This window comes from Streptomyces echinatus, assembly GCF_014203595.1.
GTDB lineage: Bacteria > Actinomycetota > Actinomycetes > Streptomycetales > Streptomycetaceae > Streptomyces > Streptomyces echinatus.
Genome location: NZ_JACHJK010000028.1, coordinates 34254 through 53432 on the forward strand (window position 1 = coordinate 34254; position 19179 = coordinate 53432).

17 protein-coding genes and 1 pseudogene are annotated in these 19179 nt (G+C 68.4%); 6 read left to right on the forward strand and 12 right to left on the reverse strand.

Annotation, left to right across the window (positions count from 1 at the left end):
* Positions 1 to 229: 229 nt before the first annotated feature.
* From FHS34_RS39920 to FHS34_RS39940, 6 genes are all read right to left on the reverse strand, one after another.
* On the reverse strand, positions 230 to 541 hold the full coding sequence (locus FHS34_RS39920; RefSeq protein WP_184975221.1) for a hypothetical protein: 312 nt from the start codon (positions 539 to 541) through the stop codon (positions 230 to 232).
* Entirely contained in the window at positions 538 to 759 is a 222-nt protein-coding gene (locus tag FHS34_RS39925) for a hypothetical protein (RefSeq protein ID WP_184975224.1), read from the reverse strand. Before FHS34_RS39925 ends, FHS34_RS39920 begins: the two co-directional genes overlap by 4 nt.
* A gap of 1300 nt (positions 760 to 2059) precedes the next feature.
* Positions 2060 to 4135: an ATP-binding protein gene (locus FHS34_RS39930; protein ID WP_221510047.1), complete on the reverse strand. Its 2076-nt coding sequence runs from the start codon at positions 4133 to 4135 to the stop codon at positions 2060 to 2062.
* Between the two features lie 127 nt (positions 4136 to 4262).
* Positions 4263 to 4445: a DUF6233 domain-containing protein gene (locus tag FHS34_RS42110; protein ID WP_221510048.1), complete on the reverse strand. Its 183-nt coding sequence runs from the start codon at positions 4443 to 4445 to the stop codon at positions 4263 to 4265.
* Positions 4446 to 5348: 903 nt separating this feature from the next.
* A complete protein-coding gene (locus FHS34_RS39935; protein ID WP_184975227.1) occupies positions 5349 to 8306 on the reverse strand; it encodes a tetratricopeptide repeat protein in 2958 nt (985 codons plus the stop codon).
* Between the two features lie 5 nt (positions 8307 to 8311).
* A complete protein-coding gene (locus FHS34_RS39940; RefSeq protein WP_308288345.1) occupies positions 8312 to 8641 on the reverse strand; it encodes a hypothetical protein in 330 nt (109 codons plus the stop codon).
* A gap of 1265 nt (positions 8642 to 9906) precedes the next feature.
* Here FHS34_RS39940 and FHS34_RS39945 point away from each other — a divergent pair.
* Positions 9907 to 10668 (forward strand): hypothetical protein, encoded by a 762-nt coding sequence (locus tag FHS34_RS39945; RefSeq protein ID WP_184975230.1) that lies wholly within the window; start codon positions 9907 to 9909, stop codon positions 10666 to 10668.
* Between the two features lie 16 nt (positions 10669 to 10684).
* Here the strand turns inward: FHS34_RS39945 and FHS34_RS39950 are convergent, their stop codons facing one another.
* The 4 genes from FHS34_RS39950 to FHS34_RS39965 form a co-directional block, all read right to left on the reverse strand.
* Complete coding sequence (locus FHS34_RS39950; protein ID WP_221510049.1) at positions 10685 to 10954, reverse strand: site-specific integrase; 270 nt, start codon at positions 10952 to 10954, stop codon at positions 10685 to 10687.
* Between the two features lie 212 nt (positions 10955 to 11166).
* On the reverse strand, positions 11167 to 12321 hold the full coding sequence (locus FHS34_RS39955; protein ID WP_184975234.1) for a ParB/RepB/Spo0J family partition protein: 1155 nt from the start codon (positions 12319 to 12321) through the stop codon (positions 11167 to 11169).
* Entirely contained in the window at positions 12318 to 13367 is a 1050-nt protein-coding gene (locus tag FHS34_RS39960) for a ParA family protein (RefSeq protein ID WP_443732469.1), read from the reverse strand. The genes FHS34_RS39955 and FHS34_RS39960 overlap by 4 nt, the downstream gene beginning before the upstream one ends.
* Before the next feature lie 295 nt (positions 13368 to 13662).
* On the reverse strand, positions 13663 to 14088 hold the full coding sequence (locus FHS34_RS39965; protein ID WP_184975239.1) for an RICIN domain-containing protein: 426 nt from the start codon (positions 14086 to 14088) through the stop codon (positions 13663 to 13665).
* Between the two features lie 716 nt (positions 14089 to 14804).
* Between FHS34_RS39965 and FHS34_RS43175 the strand changes: the two genes are divergently transcribed.
* Positions 14805 to 15038: a hypothetical protein gene (locus tag FHS34_RS43175; protein WP_225817941.1), complete on the forward strand. Its 234-nt coding sequence runs from the start codon at positions 14805 to 14807 to the stop codon at positions 15036 to 15038.
* A gap of 411 nt (positions 15039 to 15449) precedes the next feature.
* Positions 15450 to 16358: a non-homologous end joining protein Ku gene (gene ku, locus FHS34_RS39975; RefSeq protein WP_184975242.1), complete on the forward strand. Its 909-nt coding sequence runs from the start codon at positions 15450 to 15452 to the stop codon at positions 16356 to 16358.
* A 72-nt stretch (positions 16359 to 16430) separates the two neighbouring features.
* Here ku and FHS34_RS39980 read toward each other — a convergent pair whose 3' ends face one another.
* Positions 16431 to 16775, reverse strand: coding sequence for a DUF6233 domain-containing protein (locus FHS34_RS39980; RefSeq protein WP_225818046.1), 345 nt, complete (start codon positions 16773 to 16775; stop codon positions 16431 to 16433).
* Between the two features lie 99 nt (positions 16776 to 16874).
* Here FHS34_RS39980 and FHS34_RS39985 point away from each other — a divergent pair.
* Positions 16875 to 17012: pseudogene (locus FHS34_RS39985) on the forward strand (LexA family protein); the annotation flags it as partial.
* A gap of 76 nt (positions 17013 to 17088) precedes the next feature.
* Positions 17089 to 17289 (forward strand): hypothetical protein, encoded by a 201-nt coding sequence (locus FHS34_RS39990; protein WP_184975245.1) that lies wholly within the window; start codon positions 17089 to 17091, stop codon positions 17287 to 17289.
* A 5-nt stretch (positions 17290 to 17294) separates the two neighbouring features.
* Here FHS34_RS39990 and FHS34_RS39995 read toward each other — a convergent pair whose 3' ends face one another.
* On the reverse strand, positions 17295 to 17537 hold the full coding sequence (locus FHS34_RS39995) for a hypothetical protein (RefSeq protein WP_225818045.1): 243 nt from the start codon (positions 17535 to 17537) through the stop codon (positions 17295 to 17297).
* A 1189-nt stretch (positions 17538 to 18726) separates the two neighbouring features.
* On the opposite strand from FHS34_RS39995, the gene FHS34_RS40000 reads away from it, so the two are divergent.
* Positions 18727 to 18951 (forward strand): hypothetical protein, encoded by a 225-nt coding sequence (locus tag FHS34_RS40000; RefSeq protein ID WP_184975248.1) that lies wholly within the window; start codon positions 18727 to 18729, stop codon positions 18949 to 18951.
* The last annotated feature ends 228 nt before the right edge of the window (positions 18952 to 19179 follow it).

Sequence of the window (19179 nt, forward strand, 5' to 3'; positions counted from 1 at the left end):
ACCGGCCCCGCATCGAGCTGAAGCCGCCGCCGTCGTCGTTCTGGACTCCATCCGCCGCCGCTTCGGCGACGAGGTTCCGTCCGTGCCCGCTTTCCACGACGCACACCGCGCCGGGCGTACCCCGATCCGTATGGCCGGTGAGGCTGCCCGTCTTGTCGACGACCGCGGCCTCTGAGTCAGGGCGCTCCGTGCGATGCCTGCGCAGGCCGGGACAGGGCTCGCACGGCGGTCACGAACGAGGCCGGACGCACGAAAATGCCCCGCCGCCCGGATGGGCGGCGGGGCATTTTCGTTTTGGGTGGCCTGTGATCTTCTTGCGCAGCCGTCGTTCCGAGTCTGTGGGCTGACCTCGTTCCTTGACCTTCGCGTAGAAGTCGTTCTTGAGGTCGGGATGGTGCTGGGTGAGTGCGTTGCGTGGCACCTGGGCCTCTTGGGCCAGGGCGACGATCGTGAGCGCGCCGTTGGAGTGCTGGCAGTTGCCGGCGAGGATGCGGTCCATGGCCGCCCGGACGCGTGCGCGCTCGTCGAGGGCTGGGGTCATGGAGTCGTCTCCGGGGTGGTGATGCGCTGGTCGTGGTGCCGTTTGGCGTGCGCGTGGAGCTTGGCGGCGTTGAGGCGAAGCCTCTCGGCCAGTGGGGTCTGGCAGAGCCTTTTGCCGGGCTTGGCCGGGATCCCGGCGGGTCGAAGTCGTCGTCTTGGACTTCGCGCCTCGATGGGGTGTCTCCCCCGCAGTACGGGCTCGCTGATGACCTCGATCATGCGATGCCACCAGTTGGTGATTCTGAAGCTGTCCGCAGGACAGCCCGGCAGGGAGCGCTTGTGCCCCTTTGGAGTTGAGGCTTCGTTCATCATCTGCTGCCCGGCGCGGCCCTCGGAGAGTCTGGGGCAGTGATGGTGGCAATGATTCGGTGGGGTGGGCACGTCGGCCCCTCTCGATGATCTCCTCGCTGCACGTCGATAGTTGCTTTCGAAAGGCTGCGTCAAACACCGGTTCGAGTGAAAACGTTCACTTCGCCTGACGTGATGGCGTGGCAGGGGCGTCCGAGGACCGGTGGGTGAGGAGGTCCAGTTTTGTACTGTTCGCCGCCGAAATTCGCAGCCTGGTGACGGTGCTCTCAGGCGGCGGGGTGGGGCGCCTCGTCGGCGCGGCCGCCCACTCCGAGTATTCGCCAAAGGGTTGGATCGCGGCAGGCAGCGCACTGTTCCTCTGTCCGAGTGCGCTGCCTGCCGTGGTGGTCACAACGTCGACTGCATGGAGTCGTTCAACCGGAGCAGTGCAACGAACGTTGCACTTTTCCCGTAGGCCGCAAACGCAGCATGTTGTGGTGAGCCGACAGGAGCACCGCCCCGTGGAAGGCCCTCAGAGCCACCGCAACAGGTCTACTCACCTCGACCACCGAGGGGACAAACCGTCCTGACCTGGGCTTTTACAGAAGTTGCCAGCCGCGCAGTCCCCGCGACACGCGTATCTGCCTCGGTCTATGAGCCAATCCCCACATGTAGTGGTTGGATGGCTACAGCAGCCCACAAGTTGTGGTCCCCCCGGTCGGACTTGGCCCCCAACTGTCCTATGCTTGCGATTGCTTCACCGCACGAGCCCCTCACGTGCTCTGTTCCTTAGGGACAGGGGCCCTTCCCCAAGGGCCACTTGGGGCTGAGTGAGGGGAGGCAGCGGTGGACCAGCACGAGCACTGCGCCTGTTACGAGCGCGTCCTGACTTTGCGTCAGGCGTTCATTGATTGGGTGCCCGTGGTCGCTATGGCCATCGATGTACTGCGGTCCTTCTGGTCTTGAACCAGAAGCCGAATGCCCGCCGTATGGCCGCTCAGCAGTGAGCCCGGCCGATTCGTAGACGGCCGGGCCCGGTGACTGCAGTACACACCGCGGGAGGTTCGTTGCCGGTTGCCGCCGGCTTCGAGCCTCTCGCGGCCCCTCGGGAGGTTCATCCCAAACGGCCGCCTATTCATGTTGCGGTGAGTCCTCTGCATCGTACGGCACCTGGTCCGCCGGATGACACAGGAGGTGCCAGCTGATTCGGGGCATGCCGGTGTCCGGCTCTTCAGAGCCTGGTCAGGATGGGTGGGGTGCGCTGGCCCCCGACCGTGGCGAGGGAGAGCACCGCGTGACCGGCTGGCAGTTCGTTGGCCAGCGCCGAGGCCGACCAGCGTGGCCGTTCCTCGCGGCACACGGTCACCGACTCCGCCGTGACCGGCTTGCCGGTCGCCACGTGGCGCAGGGCGTGCAGCACCTTGCCCAACGGTTCCTCGGCACGCACCTGCCGGTGCGTGACCGTACGAGTCTCGACCCATTCCGTGCCCCATGCGGACGCCAGATCGTGGGCATCGGCGGGGCTCATGCCGGCGCACGCGATCCGGCACCCGACCGCGCCGAGCAGCGGACCGCGCAGCGCATCGGGCACGTCGGCCAGCGTGCGCAGGTGGACCAGGACCCCGGCGTTGTGCGCGCGTAGCTGCTGCACGCCGCGCAACGCCTCGGAGGTGATGAGCCGGGCGCCGTCGTCCACCACCAGCGCCGCGAAGACGTCGACATCCTTGCGGGCGGACCTCCCTGCCAGGAAATGACCGAGCACCAGGCGGGCGAGGATCCGGGACGCTTCCCGGTGGCCGCCGCCTTCGGGCAGCTCGATACGCACCCGGCCCGGCCGGACCAGGTCCCGCAGGCGCAGCACTCTCCGCCCGCCGGCCCCCCGACCCGAGGCGAGCACGGCGCGCACGGCGGGCCGGTCCAGCAGCATCAGACGGTCGGCCAGAGCGCCCGCACCGGCGCCTGAGCGCCGCTCGTATGCGTCCAGGTCCCGCATGGCCTCCGCTGCGCCCTGCACCTCGGCAGCGGCCCGCAGTGCCGCGCGCCCGGCCTCACCCTCAACCAGGTCCCGCAGCTCCACCACGTCCGGGAACCGGCCGTGCAGCGCCCGCCACGGGCCGAGCAACAGCGCGAGCACGGCGGCAGTCCGCTGCCCGTCCCCTTCCGGTTGGAAGGTCACCAGGTCGCCCGTCAGAGCCTCGCCGAGGACCCCGGCCGCCGTGTCGACGTCGTCGACCCCGCCGTACAGGTCCAAGGCCCATTCCGTGGTGGCGCCCACCACGACGTCGTACCACCCGGGCAGTACCGGGCTGCGGGCCGACGTGACGGTGATGAGCACCGCCTGACCGGCCAGCGCCTGGAGACAGAGCGACTCGACCACCGGCTGCACCACCCCCGCCGCGCTCTCATCCGGCCCGACGACCACGGCCGACGTGCCCAGCACGGCCGGGTCCAGCGCCACCCCCACGCCCCGGTACGGGTGCGGGTTGCGCTCGTGGTCGTCGACCGCCGTACCGATCCGCACCTGCCGCACACTCAGATCGTGCTGCCCCACACGGCCCGGCAGATCACGCACGCCCGGCCCCGCCAATGCCGCCGCACCCGACGTGAGCACCTGCGACGTGATCTCCGCACGTGCCCGACCGGAGCGCCACGCGTGATCGATCCGGGCTTGGTCCACGTCTGTCATCCGCCCGGCACGCAGGTCCGCGGTGAGTCGGTCGGCCGCCCCCGCCGCGCCGTCGGCCCGCAGCTGCGGCCACTGCGCGGGATCGGAAAGTGGATCGGCCACCAGCAGCGGCGCCGTACCGGCGACCGCCACCGTTGGGGTGGCCAGCGTCTTCCTGATCCGCCGCAGGACTTCGGGCCAGTTCCCCAGACGGCCGAAGAACACCACGACGACGGCCAGGACGAGCGCGTAGTACGTCCAGCTCGCGATGACGAAATACATCGACTGGAAGTAGCCGTCCGGGGTCGCCATCACCAACGGCCAGAGCCAGTAGTCACCGAGATACCCGTTGTCCAGCAGCGACCACAGCAGCCATCCAGCGACAGCCGAGACAGCCGCGCCGATGGCCAGCTGACGGGTAGGAACCCGGTCGGGATGCTCTGCCTCGCGGGGCTGATAGCCGCATCGCCAGATGCCCGGCTCAGCGGCCGGGCGCGGCTGCCGGAGCCAGGCCGCCAGCGGTGCCTCGGGTGAGGCCTGCGGCGGTACCACCGGCCGGGGCGGGACGATGGGGCGTGGCGGGACAATCTCCAGCTGCGGCCATAAAGCCGAACGGTTCTGGGCGTGGGGCTCAGTGCCCAAGATATCTCCTGAGTGCGCGAGTTCCGCTGTGAACTGATCAACCTATCCAGCCCACACAGCAGCTCCGGCATGCGGCACACACCCGGCCTGCGAATTTCCGGCCCGGCGCCAGCCGGAGCGGCGAGCGCTAACCCGTCGCACCCAGCGCTGAATCCGCCCTGCAGTGCACGCACGCCGGGACCTGGCGACGCAGTGCGTCGAGAGCCTGCTGCCGGGTCGCGGGCCGGCAGCGGCCGCTCTTCTTCGCTGCCCAGCAGTCGCCAGCATGGACCGCGTCGATGTTGTCCCTGTTCAGCCCGTACTGGATCAACCACTGCCGGGGATGGCTCCGTACTCGCGAACGGTGCGACTGTCACCGACCGAAATCGCGTATGACGCCGAGACCGGCGAGAGGCTGCCGTCCGACCTCTGACCCACAGCCCGTACCGCCCGCCCACGGCCCGCGCCTCACCGGCGCGGGCCGCTCTCGTGCCGGGCGCTCTGCCTGCCCCTCGCCCGCCCCACCGCGTCGTGGTGGGCGAGGACCGTACAGGCCGCCGGGCCTGCCAGAACGTGTGGCGCATCCGAGCCGGTGCGTCCGTCACCCGTGCCGGCCGCGTGGTCGGCTGGAGCGGAGGGAACCTGATGAAGCCGACGTACGAATCTCACCAGCAGCGCGCCGTCGAGCCGGACGGCACGAGCCATGCAACCCGGCACACGGGCGACCGTGATCACTTCACGCTGGCTTGCGCCGCCTCCCCGATGCCCGCCGTCGACCGCCTGGTACAGGACGGCGACCTCTTGCCAGTCACCTGCCCCGGGTGCCGGACCGCGCTGACCGTCGTCATCACCTGCCCCCAGTGCAAGACACCCGGTGCTGAAGAGTTCGGCCTGCCGATCCCTCACACCGATGACGTCGCCGACTGCACCCGCTGCGTCCACCCAAGGTGCGGCCACCGCTGGAACCTGGACCCGGGCGCCGCCCCCGGGTGCACCGAGTGCGGCGGTTCCGGACATCCCGGCCGGAGCACCGTCCGCGACCCGCGATGCGCCTGCGGGGAAGCGGGCCAGCGATGACTCACCCTCGCCCGGAATTGGGCTTCCCGACTACGACTGGGGCACCGCCCCGGCCGACGAGCTGTCCTCCACTCCCGATCTTGCTCTGGGAAAGGACCGCTTATGCGAAGCGCTCTTCCCTCCTCTGCACGGCACCGGTCGGCAACTCGTCGGCGAATCACTCCGCCGGTGGGTCCATGTCCGCAAGTCGACGGCGTACCTGTTCTGCCTCCTGGACGCGCCCCAGCAGTCCCAGAACTCCCGCCAGTTGCTCCAATGCAGCGCGGTGCAGGTCGGTGACCTCAGCAGCATGATCTTTGGCCAGTTGGCCAAACAGCTCCGCGGCCTCCTGAGCTGCGGGCAGCGTTCCGGGTAGAACACGTCCCTCGTCCATATCGACCCCTACCACTGCCAAGAGCAGAAGCGAGAGGGCAAGCTCGGAACCGTGGCCGGAACGGCCGTCCGCTGCGAACTGGCGGTAGATGTCTACTGCCTGGCTCACCGCGGTCGCCGCCTCGTCGAGCCGTCGCACCTGGTACAGCGCGCGGCCAAGGTTCTCCAACGTGTTGGCTTCGCCATGCCGGTCAACGGCGGCGCGGAAGAGGTCGGCGGCGTGGGCGTGGGCGTCGATGGCTTCCTCGAACCGCCGCACCTGCCGTAGGTCGAGGCCGAGGTTGTTCAACGCGCCAGCTTCGCCGTGCCAGTCACCGAGACCACGGTGCATATCGCCGGCGCGGGTGTGGGCGTCGATGGCTTCCTCGAACCGCCGCACCTCCTGCAGGGCGAGGCCGAGGTTGTTCAACGCGCTGGCTTCGCCGTGCCGGTCACCGAGACCACCGAAGACAGTGGTGGCGCGGGTGTGGGTGGTGATGGCTTCCTCGAACCGCCGCACCTGGTGCAGGGCGAGACCGAGGTTGTTCAACGCCGTGGCTTCACTGTGGCGGTCATCGAGACCACGGTGGATATCGGCGGCGCGGGTGTGGGCGTCGATGGCTTCCTCGAACCGCCGCACCTCCTGCAGGGCGATGCCGAGGTTGTTCAACGCGCCGGCTTCGCCGTGCTGGTCAGCGAGGACGCGGAAAAGGTCGGTGGCGTGAGTGTGGGCGTCGATGGCTTCCTCGAACCGCCGCACCTCCCGCAGGGCGAGGCCGAGGTGGTCCAGCGCCCTGGCTTCGCCGTGGCGGTCATCGAGACCACGGTGGATATCGGCGGCGCGGGTGTGGGCGTCGATGGCTTCCTCGAACCGCCGCACCTCCTGCAGGGCGAGGCCGAGGTAGTCCAGCGCGCTGGCTTCGCCCTGCCGGTCACCGAGACCACCGAAGGCAGTGGTGGCGCGGGTGTGGGCGTCGATGGCTTCCTCGAACCGCCGCACCTCCTGGAGAGCGAGGCCGAGGCCGTTCAACGCGCCGGCTTCGCCGTGCCGGTCACCGAGACCACGGTGCATATCGCCGGCGTGGATGTGGGCGTCGATGGCTTCCTCGAACCGCCGCACCTCCCGCAGGGCGATGCCGAGGCCGTTCAACGCGTCGGCTTCGCCGTGCTGGTCAGCGAGGACGCGGAAGAGGTCGGTGGCGTGGGTGTAGGCGTCGATGGCTTCCTCGAACCGCCGCGCCTCCCACAGGGCGAGGCCGAGGTTGTTCAACGCGCCGGCTTCCCTCTGCCGGTCACTGCAGTTGCGGAAGAGGGTCACGGCGGTGGTGGTGATGGTGATCCAGTCGTCGAACTGGCGGCGGTAGCCGAGGTATTGGGCGAGGGAGAAGGCGAGGTGAGCGGTGTCCGGGTAGCCGAGAGTGGGGGCAATGGTCGCGGTGGCGATCAGGCTGGTGCGTTCGGCGTCCAGCCATAGCAGGGCTTCGTTGCGGTCTTGGAAGCGGGGGGAGCGGGTGCCGGGAAGGGTGTTCAGGTGGGTGTCGGCGGCGGCCGCGCTGATCTGGTAATAGGTGAACAGGCGGGCCTGGGCGGCGTGGCGCTGGGTGGGGGTGTCGTGGGTGCGGCCTTGTTCGTCGGCGTACAGGCGAACAAGGTCGTGCAAGCCCCAGCGGCCCCAGGGCTGCCGCGGCTCCACCAAGTGGGCGCGGGCCAAGTCCTGGATGAGTTTCTTGACGTGGCGGGGGGCGGTGTCGGCGAGGTGGGCTGCGGCGTCGGTGGAGACGTCGGGGCCGGGGTTGAGGGGCAGCAGCCGGAACAGCCGGGCGTGGTCCTCATCAAGGAACTGGTAGGACAGGTCGAAGGCGGCACGTACGGCGCGTTCCTCCCGCTCCATCCCGTCCAGCCGCGAGTGCTCGGCTTGGAGATCCTCGGAGATGTCGGCGAGGGGGCGGGTGGGGGCGTCCGCGAGGAGCGCGGCGATGATGCGCAGGGCCAGCGGCAGTCCAGCGCACAGCCGGGCGATGCCCTGGGCCGCCTGCGGATCATCGGCGACGCGGGTGTCACGGTCACCGTGGGCGCGGTGCAGGACCTGAGCGAGCAGGGCGATCGCGGCGCTCTCGTCGAGGATGGGGAGGTCGAGGAGGCGGGCGCCGAGGTCGAGAGTGTGGCGGGAGGTGACCAGTGCGGCGTTGAGGCCGTCGGTGGGCAGCAGGGGGCGGGCCTGGTCGGCGCTGGAGGCGTTGTCGATGATGACGAGGATGCGCTGTCCCTGTCGGGCGAACTCGGCGAGCACGCTGCGGTACAGGCCCTGCCGGTTGGTCAGCCCCTCGGGGATGTACTCGCCGGGAATGCCCAGCGCGCGCAGCCAGCCGTCCAGGGCGGTCTCGGGAGGTACGCGAAGTTTGGGGTGGTAGCCGGACAGGTCAGTGAAGAGCATCCCGCCGGGGAACCAGCCGGTTTGTGTCAGTGCATGGGCGGCGGCCTGTGCCACGAGCTCGGTCTTGCCGATGCCGGCGAGTCCTGCGACCGAACGCACCAGCACCGGCTGCTGCCCGTCGGCGTGGCATGGGGCCAGGCCGTCGAGCAGCTCCTTCAGCGGTGCGTCGCGGCCGGTGAACACCGGGGAGACTTCCGGCAGCCCGGCCAGCGCGGTGGGGACCTGGGGCGGAAGCGTGAGGCTGATCTGTTTGCCCAGGATGGCCGGGCCGATGATGATCCCGCCGCTGATCTTGTTGAAGGTGTCGCCGGAGTCGCCTGGCGGGTGCATGGCGGTCAGCCGCGCTGTGGCGGATTGCTGTGGTCGGGGTCCTGCTGGGCCGTCGGCGGCGGAGCGGGTGCGGCGGCCGGAGAGCCGAAGGACAGGTTGGAGAAGTTCTGGCCCATGACCACCGGCCCGTACTGGTTGCCGCCTTTGACCTCGTTGTGAACTGTCCCGCCGCCGGTGTGTGCCCGCTTCGCCTGCTCGTGCCAGGCTTCCAGGCTCCTGCGGAAGTCGGCGTCCAGCGCTGCCCGTACCGCCAGCGCCGTGCTCAGGGCCTGCGCGCGGGCCGGATCGGCCGGGTTCTCCTCCAGGCGGGCCAGTTCGTCCAAGCCCGCACTCACCTGCGGCGCATCCCCCGCGGCATCGCCATCGCCCCGGAATGGGCGTCGCACCAAGGCCGTGAGCGACGCCCATGCCTGCCGTCCGGCCTCGCCGCCAACGCCGCCTACCAATGCCGCCAGCAGTCCCACAGAAACCGGGTCCACCGCTACCCCCACACGTTCAGCGATCACTCCCTTACTAGAAGTAGACGCCTGGCGTGAAGCCATAGTTCCCCGAACGCCGCCTGGTATCCACCGAGGCTTGAGGCGGTCACGAGCCGTGCAGGTCAGGCTGGGCACCTGACGCCCTCCAGGTCGACGACCACTGCCACTGACCACGCTGCGCGATGAACGTCGTCCGTAGCCGCCGGCGGTCGATGCGCTCCATCCGCCGCCGCTTCGGCGACGACGTCCCGTCCATGCCTGCCTTCAATGACGCACACGGTCCGGGCGTACCCCGCTCCGTATGGCCGGTGAGGCTGCCCGCCTTGCCGACGCCCGCGGCCTCTGAGTCAGAGCGCTCCGTCTGATGCCTGCGCAGGCCGGGAAGGGCTTGTGCGGCGGTCGCGAACGAGGCCGGACGCCGAAAATGCCCCCGCCGCCCAAGCCGGGCGACGGAGTGTCCCTGTGTGTGCCCGCGCTGCAGGGTTCTCCCGCGGTGACGGTTCCCGCGCTCCTCGCGGCCGGCTCCGTGGTCGGGCTCGGCGGCCAGTTGGTAAACGTCACGGTCATGGCCGCCCCGTAGGCCGTCACTCCAGACGGGACGCAGTGCCGTACGGCCGAGACCATCACGCTTGCCGGCACAGGGTTGACCCCGCTCGGTTCTCTGGCCGGCGGATACCTCGCCGAGGAGTGGGGGCTTCGCGCCAGCCTCTGTCGCCAGCGGTGATGGCGGTGTCCCGCTGGCACGCCTGGGACGGGAGCTTCCCGGCTCGCATGACGCGCCGCCGACGGCCCAGGTCACAGCGACTCCGGCGGTGTGACGACGCTGCTGGTGCGGGCAGCGACTTCCGACAACCGCCCCAAGCCGCTTATGAATATCTCAGCGGCGGTTCATTGGACCTGGTCTGCTGTCTTGATGTCGATGACGGTTCCGCCCTCACGGAAGCTGGTTCCGTCGTTGCCGCCGCGCAACCAGCCCTTAGCCGTCTGGCGAAGTGGCTGTCCACGTGGTTGAGAGCGCACTGTTTCCATGAGTTTCCTCGCCAGCGCGAGGGATCTTGGTCGGGTGCCCACAGGGGCTGGCCCTGCTGACAGATTGATCACCAGGCCGCTAGTTTCCTGCCATGGTGGAGTGGGGGACACGTGTTGTGCGGGGCGGCTGCTGGTTCTCGTGGAAGAACCTGGACGACCTGGTGGCCATCTTTGAGGATGCGTTGCCCAGCGGTCAGATGACGGTCCGCTACTCAAAAACTTCTCGCACGGACAGGGACGACCTGGTCGTCAGCACTACCGAGAAGCGGGAGTGGACCGATCTCGCCTCGTTGCAAACGCACGTGGGCAGCGAACCAGTGATCACTGATCTTGAAGTTGAGTGCACTGCCTCAACCGGTCCTCAGAAGATCATTTTCAAGATCGGTGGTGATCGCTTCGACAAGATCCTCGACTGGCCGCACCTGGCCGTCACCCGGATCGAAGGCGGATCCGAGGCGTGGGAGAACGGAGTGGCGCTCAGAGTGGGGGCCGTCTTCAACGAGGCTCGCTTCCTGGGACGGCGCCTGACCAAATGGATTGGCCGTCTGTCAGCACTCTGCCTGGTGATCGCGCTGTTCAGCCTGATCTACGAGCCATCCGGGACGCCGGGATTGGTGGGAGCCGGCGCGGGCCTGATGGCGTTCGTGCTCTTCCGTACTCACTACCAGCTGACTCGGTCCATGCTCGTAAACCAGCCTCAGGGCATCCGGAAGTTCTTGGTGCAGCGCAGCAGTAACCATCCCAACGCCAGTGGGCCGACTCAGCGGGTTGTCGTGATCAGTGTTCTGGCCAGCGTCGCGGGCATCATCGCCACGATCGTTGCGCTGCTCGACTACTTCTTCCCGCGAGGCTGAGCAGTTCTTCTGGGCGTCACTGCACCCGTGCGGCGTTGACGTCGCTCTCCCGGGGAACGACACGCACCTCCCTGGCCCGCAGCCGCAGGCTTTCGTGCCGTAGCCCGAGGGCCTCCCTGATCCTTAGCCCCGTCTCCGACAGCAGCACGATCAAGAACTGGTCCCCCCGGCTGATGCAGGCGTCGACCAGGCGCCGAATCTCGCCTGCTGTCACCGTGGCGATACGGATCAGGCTGTCGGGATCCGGCGCTGGCCCGTGACGTGGGGTGTGCGCCAGCATCGGCACGTACTGGCCCATTGGCCGTGGCCCGGTCAGCACCCCAGCAGGGCCGGCACAGTCTCATCCCGGCGGGCGTGGAAACGGTAGAACTCGGCGAGTGCGGTCCGCGTGCGTACGAGCGCTGTCTTGCCGCGGCAGCCTGACATGCATCGCTGAGAACAGCGAAGGCCCGTACTCCCTGCGCCATGCGGGAGTACGGGCCTTTTCGCGTTGGGGAATCAGGCCGGTTGCTGCTCCTGCTGCCTCAGTTCCAGCAGCAGCGCCTGGTACTCCTCGGGGTGTTGCTCGCGGAGGATCTTCATCCACACGCGTGCGCCCTGGAAGAAGTGCTCGGAGGTCATCTTCACGTGAAGGTGCCCGACAACGTAGAGGGCGTCGTCGTACGGCAGCCGCCTCGGCTGCTCGCCTTCGCCTTGCCCGGGCGCTCCCCCGGTGAAGGCCACTGCCGGACTCGCACCTTCGGCTGGGGTATTAACGCCGTTAACGGTCGGCGAGTCTTCGAGGGTCGCTCCGGCCGCACCCGCTGGGGTGTTAACGCCGTTAATGGTCGGCGAGTCTTCGGGGGTCGCTCCGGCCGCACCGGCGGGGGTGTTAACGCCGTTAACGGTGGCGGCGCCAGCTCCTTCGTCCTCGGGCTGGCGGCGCCGCTGACGCGGGGTCTTAACGGCGTTAATAGCCTTCTCCGCCTCGGCCTTCTGTTTCGTCTTGGGAAGCCGGCCGATCCGGCGGGCGGGCTCCACCTTCAACTCGCCCGCTTCGACCTTCTTCTGAAGCTCCGGCGTGAGTTCCAGCAGTGCCAGGCGCTGGGACACCCAGGCCGGTGTCTTGCCCAACCGCTTGGCCACCTGCCCCTGAGAGCCATGGACCTGTACGAGCTCTTGGATGGCCTTCGCCTGGTCCATGGGAGGGACGTCCACGCGGTGGATGTTGGCGATAAGGGCGGATTCCAGGATGTCCGCAGCGCTGGCGGCAAGATCGTCGTTGACGTCGATGCGCAGCTCGGCCAGCCCGGCGAGCGCTGCAGCGGCCAAGCGGCGGTTGCCGTCGATGACGACGTACTCGGCTTCTTCGCTGATCTGACCTTCATGACCGGGGTGGGCGTTCAGGAAGGCCGCGCGGCGGGCCACCGTGACGGGCTGGATCTGTCCCTTGGCTCGGAGGGACTCTGCTGTCTCCTCGATCTCGGTGAGTTCGTCGCGGGGGTTGAATGGGTTGCCGGCGAGCAGCTTGAGTTCCACCTGGGCTGGAGGCCGCTTGCCCTCACCGTTCATGATCTGCTGGCGAGTACGGATGCGGCGCGGGGTCTTTCTCTCGCCGCCTGCCTCCTCATCCATGCTGAACCCACGGGTGATCCGCTCCTGAGAGGGCGTCATACGGCAAGCTCCTTCGCCAGGTCGCGCATCACCTGCGCGTGTTCACTGTCGGGCGCGTACTCCAGCAGCGGGATCTCACCGTCTGCCGCCTCGCGGCCCTCCTTCAAGTCACCGATCACGGCAAGGACCGCCGGGGAACTGCTCTTCTCCCATTCGTCCCTGTTCTGCTTCACGAGCTTGCCGCGCCGGCTGTCGTAGGCGTTGATGATCAGCCCCAGGTAGTCGACCTGGATCCGACCCTTCTTGCACAGGTCGTCCATCTGATTCTTCAAGAGACGGAACGCCCTGTGTGAGGCCTTGTTGGCCCAAACCGGCGTGATGACACCGGAGCGGTCAGCGAGCTCGCCCTCGCGGCGGCGGACGTAGTACAGCGCGGTGTCCATGTTCAGGCCCAAGCTGGGCGGACCGTCGATGATGATGACGTCGTAGTCAGCTTCGAGCGGCTCCAAGGCCCGCTCAAGAGCGGCCTCACTGAAGCTCACCTTGGACAGGGCGACGTCCCGCAGGAACGCGTCGTCGGACGCGGGGAGCAGGTGGAGACGATCGCCGAACCGCTCGCCGTCCAAAGCCACCAGCAGCTCATGGATGTCCCCCCGGGCGGTTCCGTCCATGTGCATCATCAGCGTCTCGACGTCGTCCTCATACATGAGCTCCTCGAAACCGAGCTCTGCCGTGAGGTGCCCCTGCGGGTCGTAGTCGACGATGAGCACGCGATGGCCGGCCTCCGCGAGCGCCTGGGCGATCCCGGAGGAGAGAAAGGTCTTGCCGACGCCGCCCTTCTGGTTGGCCACTATCACCCGCACGACCGGCTGGGACACCAGCGGGGCAGAAGGGGACGGGTGGTTGTCGAGCCACAAGGTGAGCGCCTGGGCCAGCCCCTGCACATAGGTGACGCCCCGTTCCGCGCAAGCCGCCTTGAACTTGTCGGGCTCACCCACGGGGAGGAAGGTTCCCCAGGTCTTGGCGCCGTCGGTCTTCACCTCTGGGAGACCGTCAGCTTCGTACCAGGCCTTGAGAGCGTGCTCAGCCGCGTCCTGGATGTCCATTCCGTGCTCAAAGGCGCGGATCTTCAAGTGCCTGCGCAACTGGGGAGTGAGGGCTGTAATTAGCTTCTCTCGCTCCCCCCGGGGACTAGGGATGCTCATGTGACCGAACATTACTAGGTCATGCGCCGGTTGGGGTTTCCCACTCCCTACTTTCACGCGTGGTGATGGGTGGAGCAGGGCCTCGGCTGGTCGACCGCCCGGCCCCTGCGACGCGGCTCCTCGCGCTAGAGCACCCTTACAAGGGCGTTCTTTCAGTGCCTACATCCAGATCAGGTGCGCAACGACTGTTGCCGACTCAACCCGCGGTGAAGGTGAAGGCCTGGCTGGAGGATCCGGTGCAGTCGGTCTGCACGGCTTCGGCGCCGTCTGTGACCGGAGGGAGGAATCCCACGCACAGGCCGCTGTGCAGTGGCCGGAGCCGGTATCCGTCGCCGGAGGCTTCCAGACGGAACTTCTGGCTGTTGCTGTCCGCGCAGTCTCGGGGCGCGAGCAGGGCTCCGGGGGAGGTGGAGGATCCGTCCACGGCCAGGCGGCCGAGCCCCTTGCCGGGGTCGGGGTTGTGCCACTGGATGCGGTAGATGGACCCGCTGAGCTTTTCGATGTAGACGCGGGGCAGAGGGGCATCTGCGCAGGAGTGCTGGACGGCGATTTCACGATCCGTGCGTCCGTTGCGTTCGCGTCCCTCGGTGAGACAGAGGGAGTGAGAGGATGCCGGGTGCATGTGGGTCCAGCCGGCAGCCGGCATCCGAGCGGAGACGCGCGTGGGGCTGTGGCTGGAGCGGGGGGCGGCCGTCTTGTCGTGTTCGGCCGGCGAGGCAGTGGGCAAGGCCGCGGGCCCGGCGTCGGCTGTCCGGCTCTTGGAGGGCGACGACACCGGCTGCTTGGAATGTGTGCTGGGCGTAGTGTCGCCGGGCTGGGTGCTTGTGGGCGCACTGCCAGCATGCTTGTCGGGATCACCGTCGGACGGCCATAACGCCAGCACCAGGATCCCGAGGACGGTGCACGCGGCGATCGCGACCAGGGGTCCCTGTCGCCGCCACGTGGATGGAGCGCTCGCAGGGCGGGTGTTGTCGTCGCCAGAGGTCGGTTCGCTGACCGGGCCGGTGTCCGGGCCGTGCCTCTCAGCGGCTGATTCCAACGGGACCTGCACCGTCTCCTGCGGTGCGCCGTCGTCCTCCTGGGCAACGGTCCGTGGTGCTTCCTCGCTGGCGGGCAGTGGGGTCGCGCTACCCGATATGGACAGGCGCCGTCGGGCGTCGAGCCATGCGGCCACGGTGTCGTCGTCACCGCCGCACGCCCGTACGTAGGCGGCCAGGAGTTCGGCGCGGGGAAGCTCGTCGCGGCTCAGGGCGGCAGAGACCGTCGCGCGCGGCAGGACGTCACCGGCGTCCGCGGCGTTGCGTTTTTCGCGAGAGTTGCGAGGCTAACCCTCGTGTCTTGCAAGGTGCGGCCAGCGACGCGGACGGACCGCGCCACACCATCCGTACCTGGGAGTTCAACGTGAACAGTCTCGACATCCGCACCGCTCTGCTGCGCAAGGACCTGGTGCAGCGCGCCCACAGCACCTCGAAGCTGTGGGTGTCGCTCTGGATGAACCACGACGGCGTCCTCGATGACCAGGGCAACACGGTGATCCGGCTCCGGGGATGCCGCTGGAGGAGAGCGGGCTGAGCCTCGTACCGGGTCGGCCGGCTGAGGTACGACGGGTTGCGCCAGCTGCTGCCGCTGATCGCCGTTCGGGTGTCTGAGCGCACCGCCCGAGCCGTGACGACGGGGCATGGGGCGTCATGGTGCAACCTCGGTCGGTTCGGGGTGGTGCCGCGGCGGACTCGGGGATCGGCCGCGGCACCACTCACCCCAGGGAACCACCTGACGCGCCGCACCGCGCGCCTGTACCTGGACGTGCATGCGCAGCCGAACGGGTAGATCGGCCGCCGCGGCGAGCCATGCCGAACCAAGCGGTCGGCTCCCTGCCTCGCCCCAATGGTGTGCTCGGGGCGCACACGGATGCTGCCGCGGGTGCGGGCGGCCTGTGGCGTTCATAGCCTGGTGGTGCTCGGGGCGAGTGCGAAAGGGTGTGCCATGCCCCGAACGATCTGGTCCGGTGCGATCTCCTTTGGCCTGGTCACGGTGCCGATCAACGTGGTCGGGGCGACCGAGGACCACTCGATCCACTTCCACCAGTACCACCTGGAAGACGGCGGCCGGGTCCGCTACCGCAAGGTGTGCGAACTGGAGGACCGCGAGGTCTCCCAGGAGGAGATCGGCAAGGGGTATGAGCTGACCAAGACGCAGGTCATCCCGATCACGGACGAGGACCTGAGCAACCTGCCGCTGCCGACCGCGAAGGCGATCGAGATCGACGCGTTCGTGCCCCTGGCCAGCATCGATCCGATCCGGATCGCCGAGGGCTACTACCTCCAGCCCGCCGGCCAGGTCGCCGCGAAGCCCTACAAGCTGCTCGTGGAGGCGCTGGGCCGTTCGGCCAAGGTGGCCGTCGCGAAGTACGCATGGTCCGGCCGCGAGCGCCTCGGGCTGCTGCGCATCCGCGACGACGTCCTGGTCCTGCACGCCATGCGCTGGCCCGACGAGATCCGCGACCCCGCTGAACTGCTCCCGCCGCCGGCCGAGGTGTCCGAGGCCGAGATCGAGGGGGCACTGGCCCTGATGGACACCATGACCGTCGACCAGCTCGAGGGGGAGGAGTTCCGAGACCGCTACACCGAGGCCGTCGCGCAGATCATCGAGGCCAAGCGCGAGGAGAAGCCGCTGCCGGAGGTGCCGGAGCCGGAGCAGCCGGCCCCGGTGCTGGACCTCATGGCCGCACTGCAGGAGTCGGTGTCGAAGGCCAGGGCGTCCCGGGGTGACGACGCAGGGCCTGCTGAGGTGCACGAGTTGCCGAAGCCGAAGAAGGCGGCCGCGAAGAAGCAGCCGGCCAAGAAGACCACGGCGAAGAAGACGACTGGACGCCGTCCGAGGAGTAGTGCCTGAGGTGCGGCAGGCGTAGGGATATCTCCCACCCGCCCGAGAGGCGTGGATGACGCGCCTGCCGCGGACCGGATCCTAGCGGGGACGGCTCGGGTGCCCGAGTGCTTTGTCCGGCCGGCAGTGCGGGCAGGGGGGAACCCCTTCAGCGAGCGTCCGGAGCGCGGCGTCCTGGTCGACGCCTCGGCTTCGTCTGCCCGCGTTCCAGCAGCCACCGGCGTGGACATACACCGAGGGCGACTCCTTGTTGAGGCCCGGTTCCAGGAGCCACTGCGGTGCCGGGGGCCGGGCCTGCTCGCCGCGCTGCCGCTCGGCCTGGCGCCGCTCCTCCTCGGCGATCCATCGGTCGATGAGATCCAGCTGCCGCGCGGTGTGCTGCTCGACGACGCGGCGGGCGAAGCGCAGCATGTCCAGACGCGACATAGGCCCCTGATCCGCCACCATCCCACTCCTGTCCTCGCTGTGTGCGTCTGTGTTGGGTCTAGCTTGCCCAGAAATTCGAACAAGCGCTCTAATCTGAGTATGTACCGCGTCGACTACCTCACCGACACCCAGGAACGCGTCCTGCGCTGCATCCGCCGGCACATCACCGAGCACGGCGAGGCGCCCACCTACGCCCAGATCGGCGAGGAAGTCGGCATGCGCAGCCGCGCCTCCGTCCACTACCAGGTCGCCGAGCTGGCGACGAAAGGCGCGATCGTCCGCGATCCCGGCCGTCCAGAGGAATCCGCCTCGCATGATCGATCCCAGCCGCTATCACCTGCTGCTCGAAGCCGGCGGCCGGCCGGTGCAGCACGGCTGGTGGGGAAGTCTGGAGGTCGCGCGGGACAAATTTCGGCGCTGGGTCGGGGAGTACGGTTCGATGCCCGGTGCCCGCATCACTCTCACCGACGAGGAGAGCGTGGAGGTGCTGGCCGTCTGGCCCGACCCGCGGTAGGCGGGCTACTCGGCGGTGGGGTCTTGCTGGGCGTGCCGGACTGCCTTCTTCACGGCCTGTTCCACCTCGTACCGGTTGGCGCGGGTGGCCTCGGCGTGAGCGGTGATGGCCGTCTGAGCCCTTTCGGCGGCCTTGCGCCAGCGTCGCCACTGGGCGTCGTGCTCATCGTTGGTGAGGTCTGCGAGCTTGGATCGTTCTTCCTCGGCGGATCGTTCCAGCTTGATCAACTCATCGAGGCCCTCCGTCACGGACAGAGATCCTAAGCGGCCTAACCCGCGCACCGGGGTCCCGGACCTACCGTCTGATCGGGTAGAGCCGCGGCCCCCCCAGCGGGCGCGAAGCGTTGCTTCGTCGGCCAGTACTGGTGGCCTTGGTCGACGATTGACCTTGACGCAACCGTTCCGATACTGACCGTAACTTTTTCCGGTGATCCGGGTGCACGCTTCGGGCCGCTGAGGCGCTTGAAGGGGTGGAGGCGGTTGGCGCCTCTGGTACCGGAGCGGGGCGGGAGCGGCACCTGAAATGGAACAGGTACACGGGAGGACTCGTGCAGCACGACGCTGCAGCGTGGATGTTCGAGACCGCGCGCTTTCTGCAAGAGCAAGCGGCCGGCCGGCAGCAGGTCGTCGGCCTGTTCACCCGGGGTGGGTCCACCTGGTGGTCTGCAACGCCGGCTTCGCGGTGACCGGCAGGTTCGCCACCGTTCCGTTGGAGCAGAGTCTGGAGATGATGGGGCTGAACTGTGATGCCTTGGTCGCTCTCGCCCACGCGTTCTGGCACGTGCCCGCCCCCGGGACACCCTGCTGAAGTGGCCTAGACCCTCGCTCCGGCAGCCCCCTCCCCGGGTGGGCGAGGGCTGCCGGCGGTACAGGGAGTTGTCGTGTGTGGTCGACGCCCGTGCACCCGTGCGCCCCTGGGTGCCTCTGTGGTGCGGCTGTGGCCGGCGCACGCTGGGCGGTCGTTGTCAGTGGGCTGGGCTACCGTCGAAAGGCCCTTGCGGGCGGCTCCGCTCTCGCCTGGCCGTCAGCTGCGGCCAGGCGAGAGCAGTCAGCACGCCCCCAGAAAATCTCGGCACGGGGGCGGGCTCTTCCGGATGGAAGGCCGACACCCAGTGGATGCCTTGTTTCCATTGACGCGGCTGAGCGCGCCGAATGCAAGGAAAACCGGGAACTTCCCCCCGGACGCGCCGTATTTGTGCGGTTCCTTTGCCCGCAGCGCACCAGGTGACGGCGCCTGCGATGTGGATCTCATTGTTCCGCGATTCCTTGATCACATTGTGTATCAACTGCCGTGGCTCACATGCTGGTTGGCCAGCAGCCCGGATGGACGGCGGCCGGCACCCGCCGTCCCTTCCTGGGCACGTACGAGACTCCTTTCCGGATGAGGGGTCTCCCTGTACCGGCCGACACCCAAGGCTTGCCTACCCAAGGAGCATGCATGCCGCTCAAGCAGATACTGATCATCACGGTGACCGTGACCGGACTCGTCCTCGCGTGGAGTGCGGTCATGGCCTGGCTGGGCCAGACGGTCGCCATCGCCTCCCTGGCACCTGTTCTCGGGCTGACTGTCGTCCAGATCGTCCGCGCGGTACGCGCCCACGCACCGGCCTCCGGTCACCGCGCGGCAGCCGTCCCTGAAGCAGAGGACGACGCCAACCGATGATGCCGCCCGATCCCTCCCAGCCGCCTCCCGGACGGCCGGGCCGCAAACTCGGCCCGATCACCGAATCCGCTGGCAGTATCCACCGCGCATGGCTCGAGCCCATGCGCGAGGCGTACTTCGCCAGCGGCCGCACCTTACAGGCCATTTCATTTGGGGAGTCTGCGGTAGCAGATGAGTGTGGCAGCGATCGCGGTGAAGGCCATGAAGTGTTCGGCTTTGCGTTCGTAG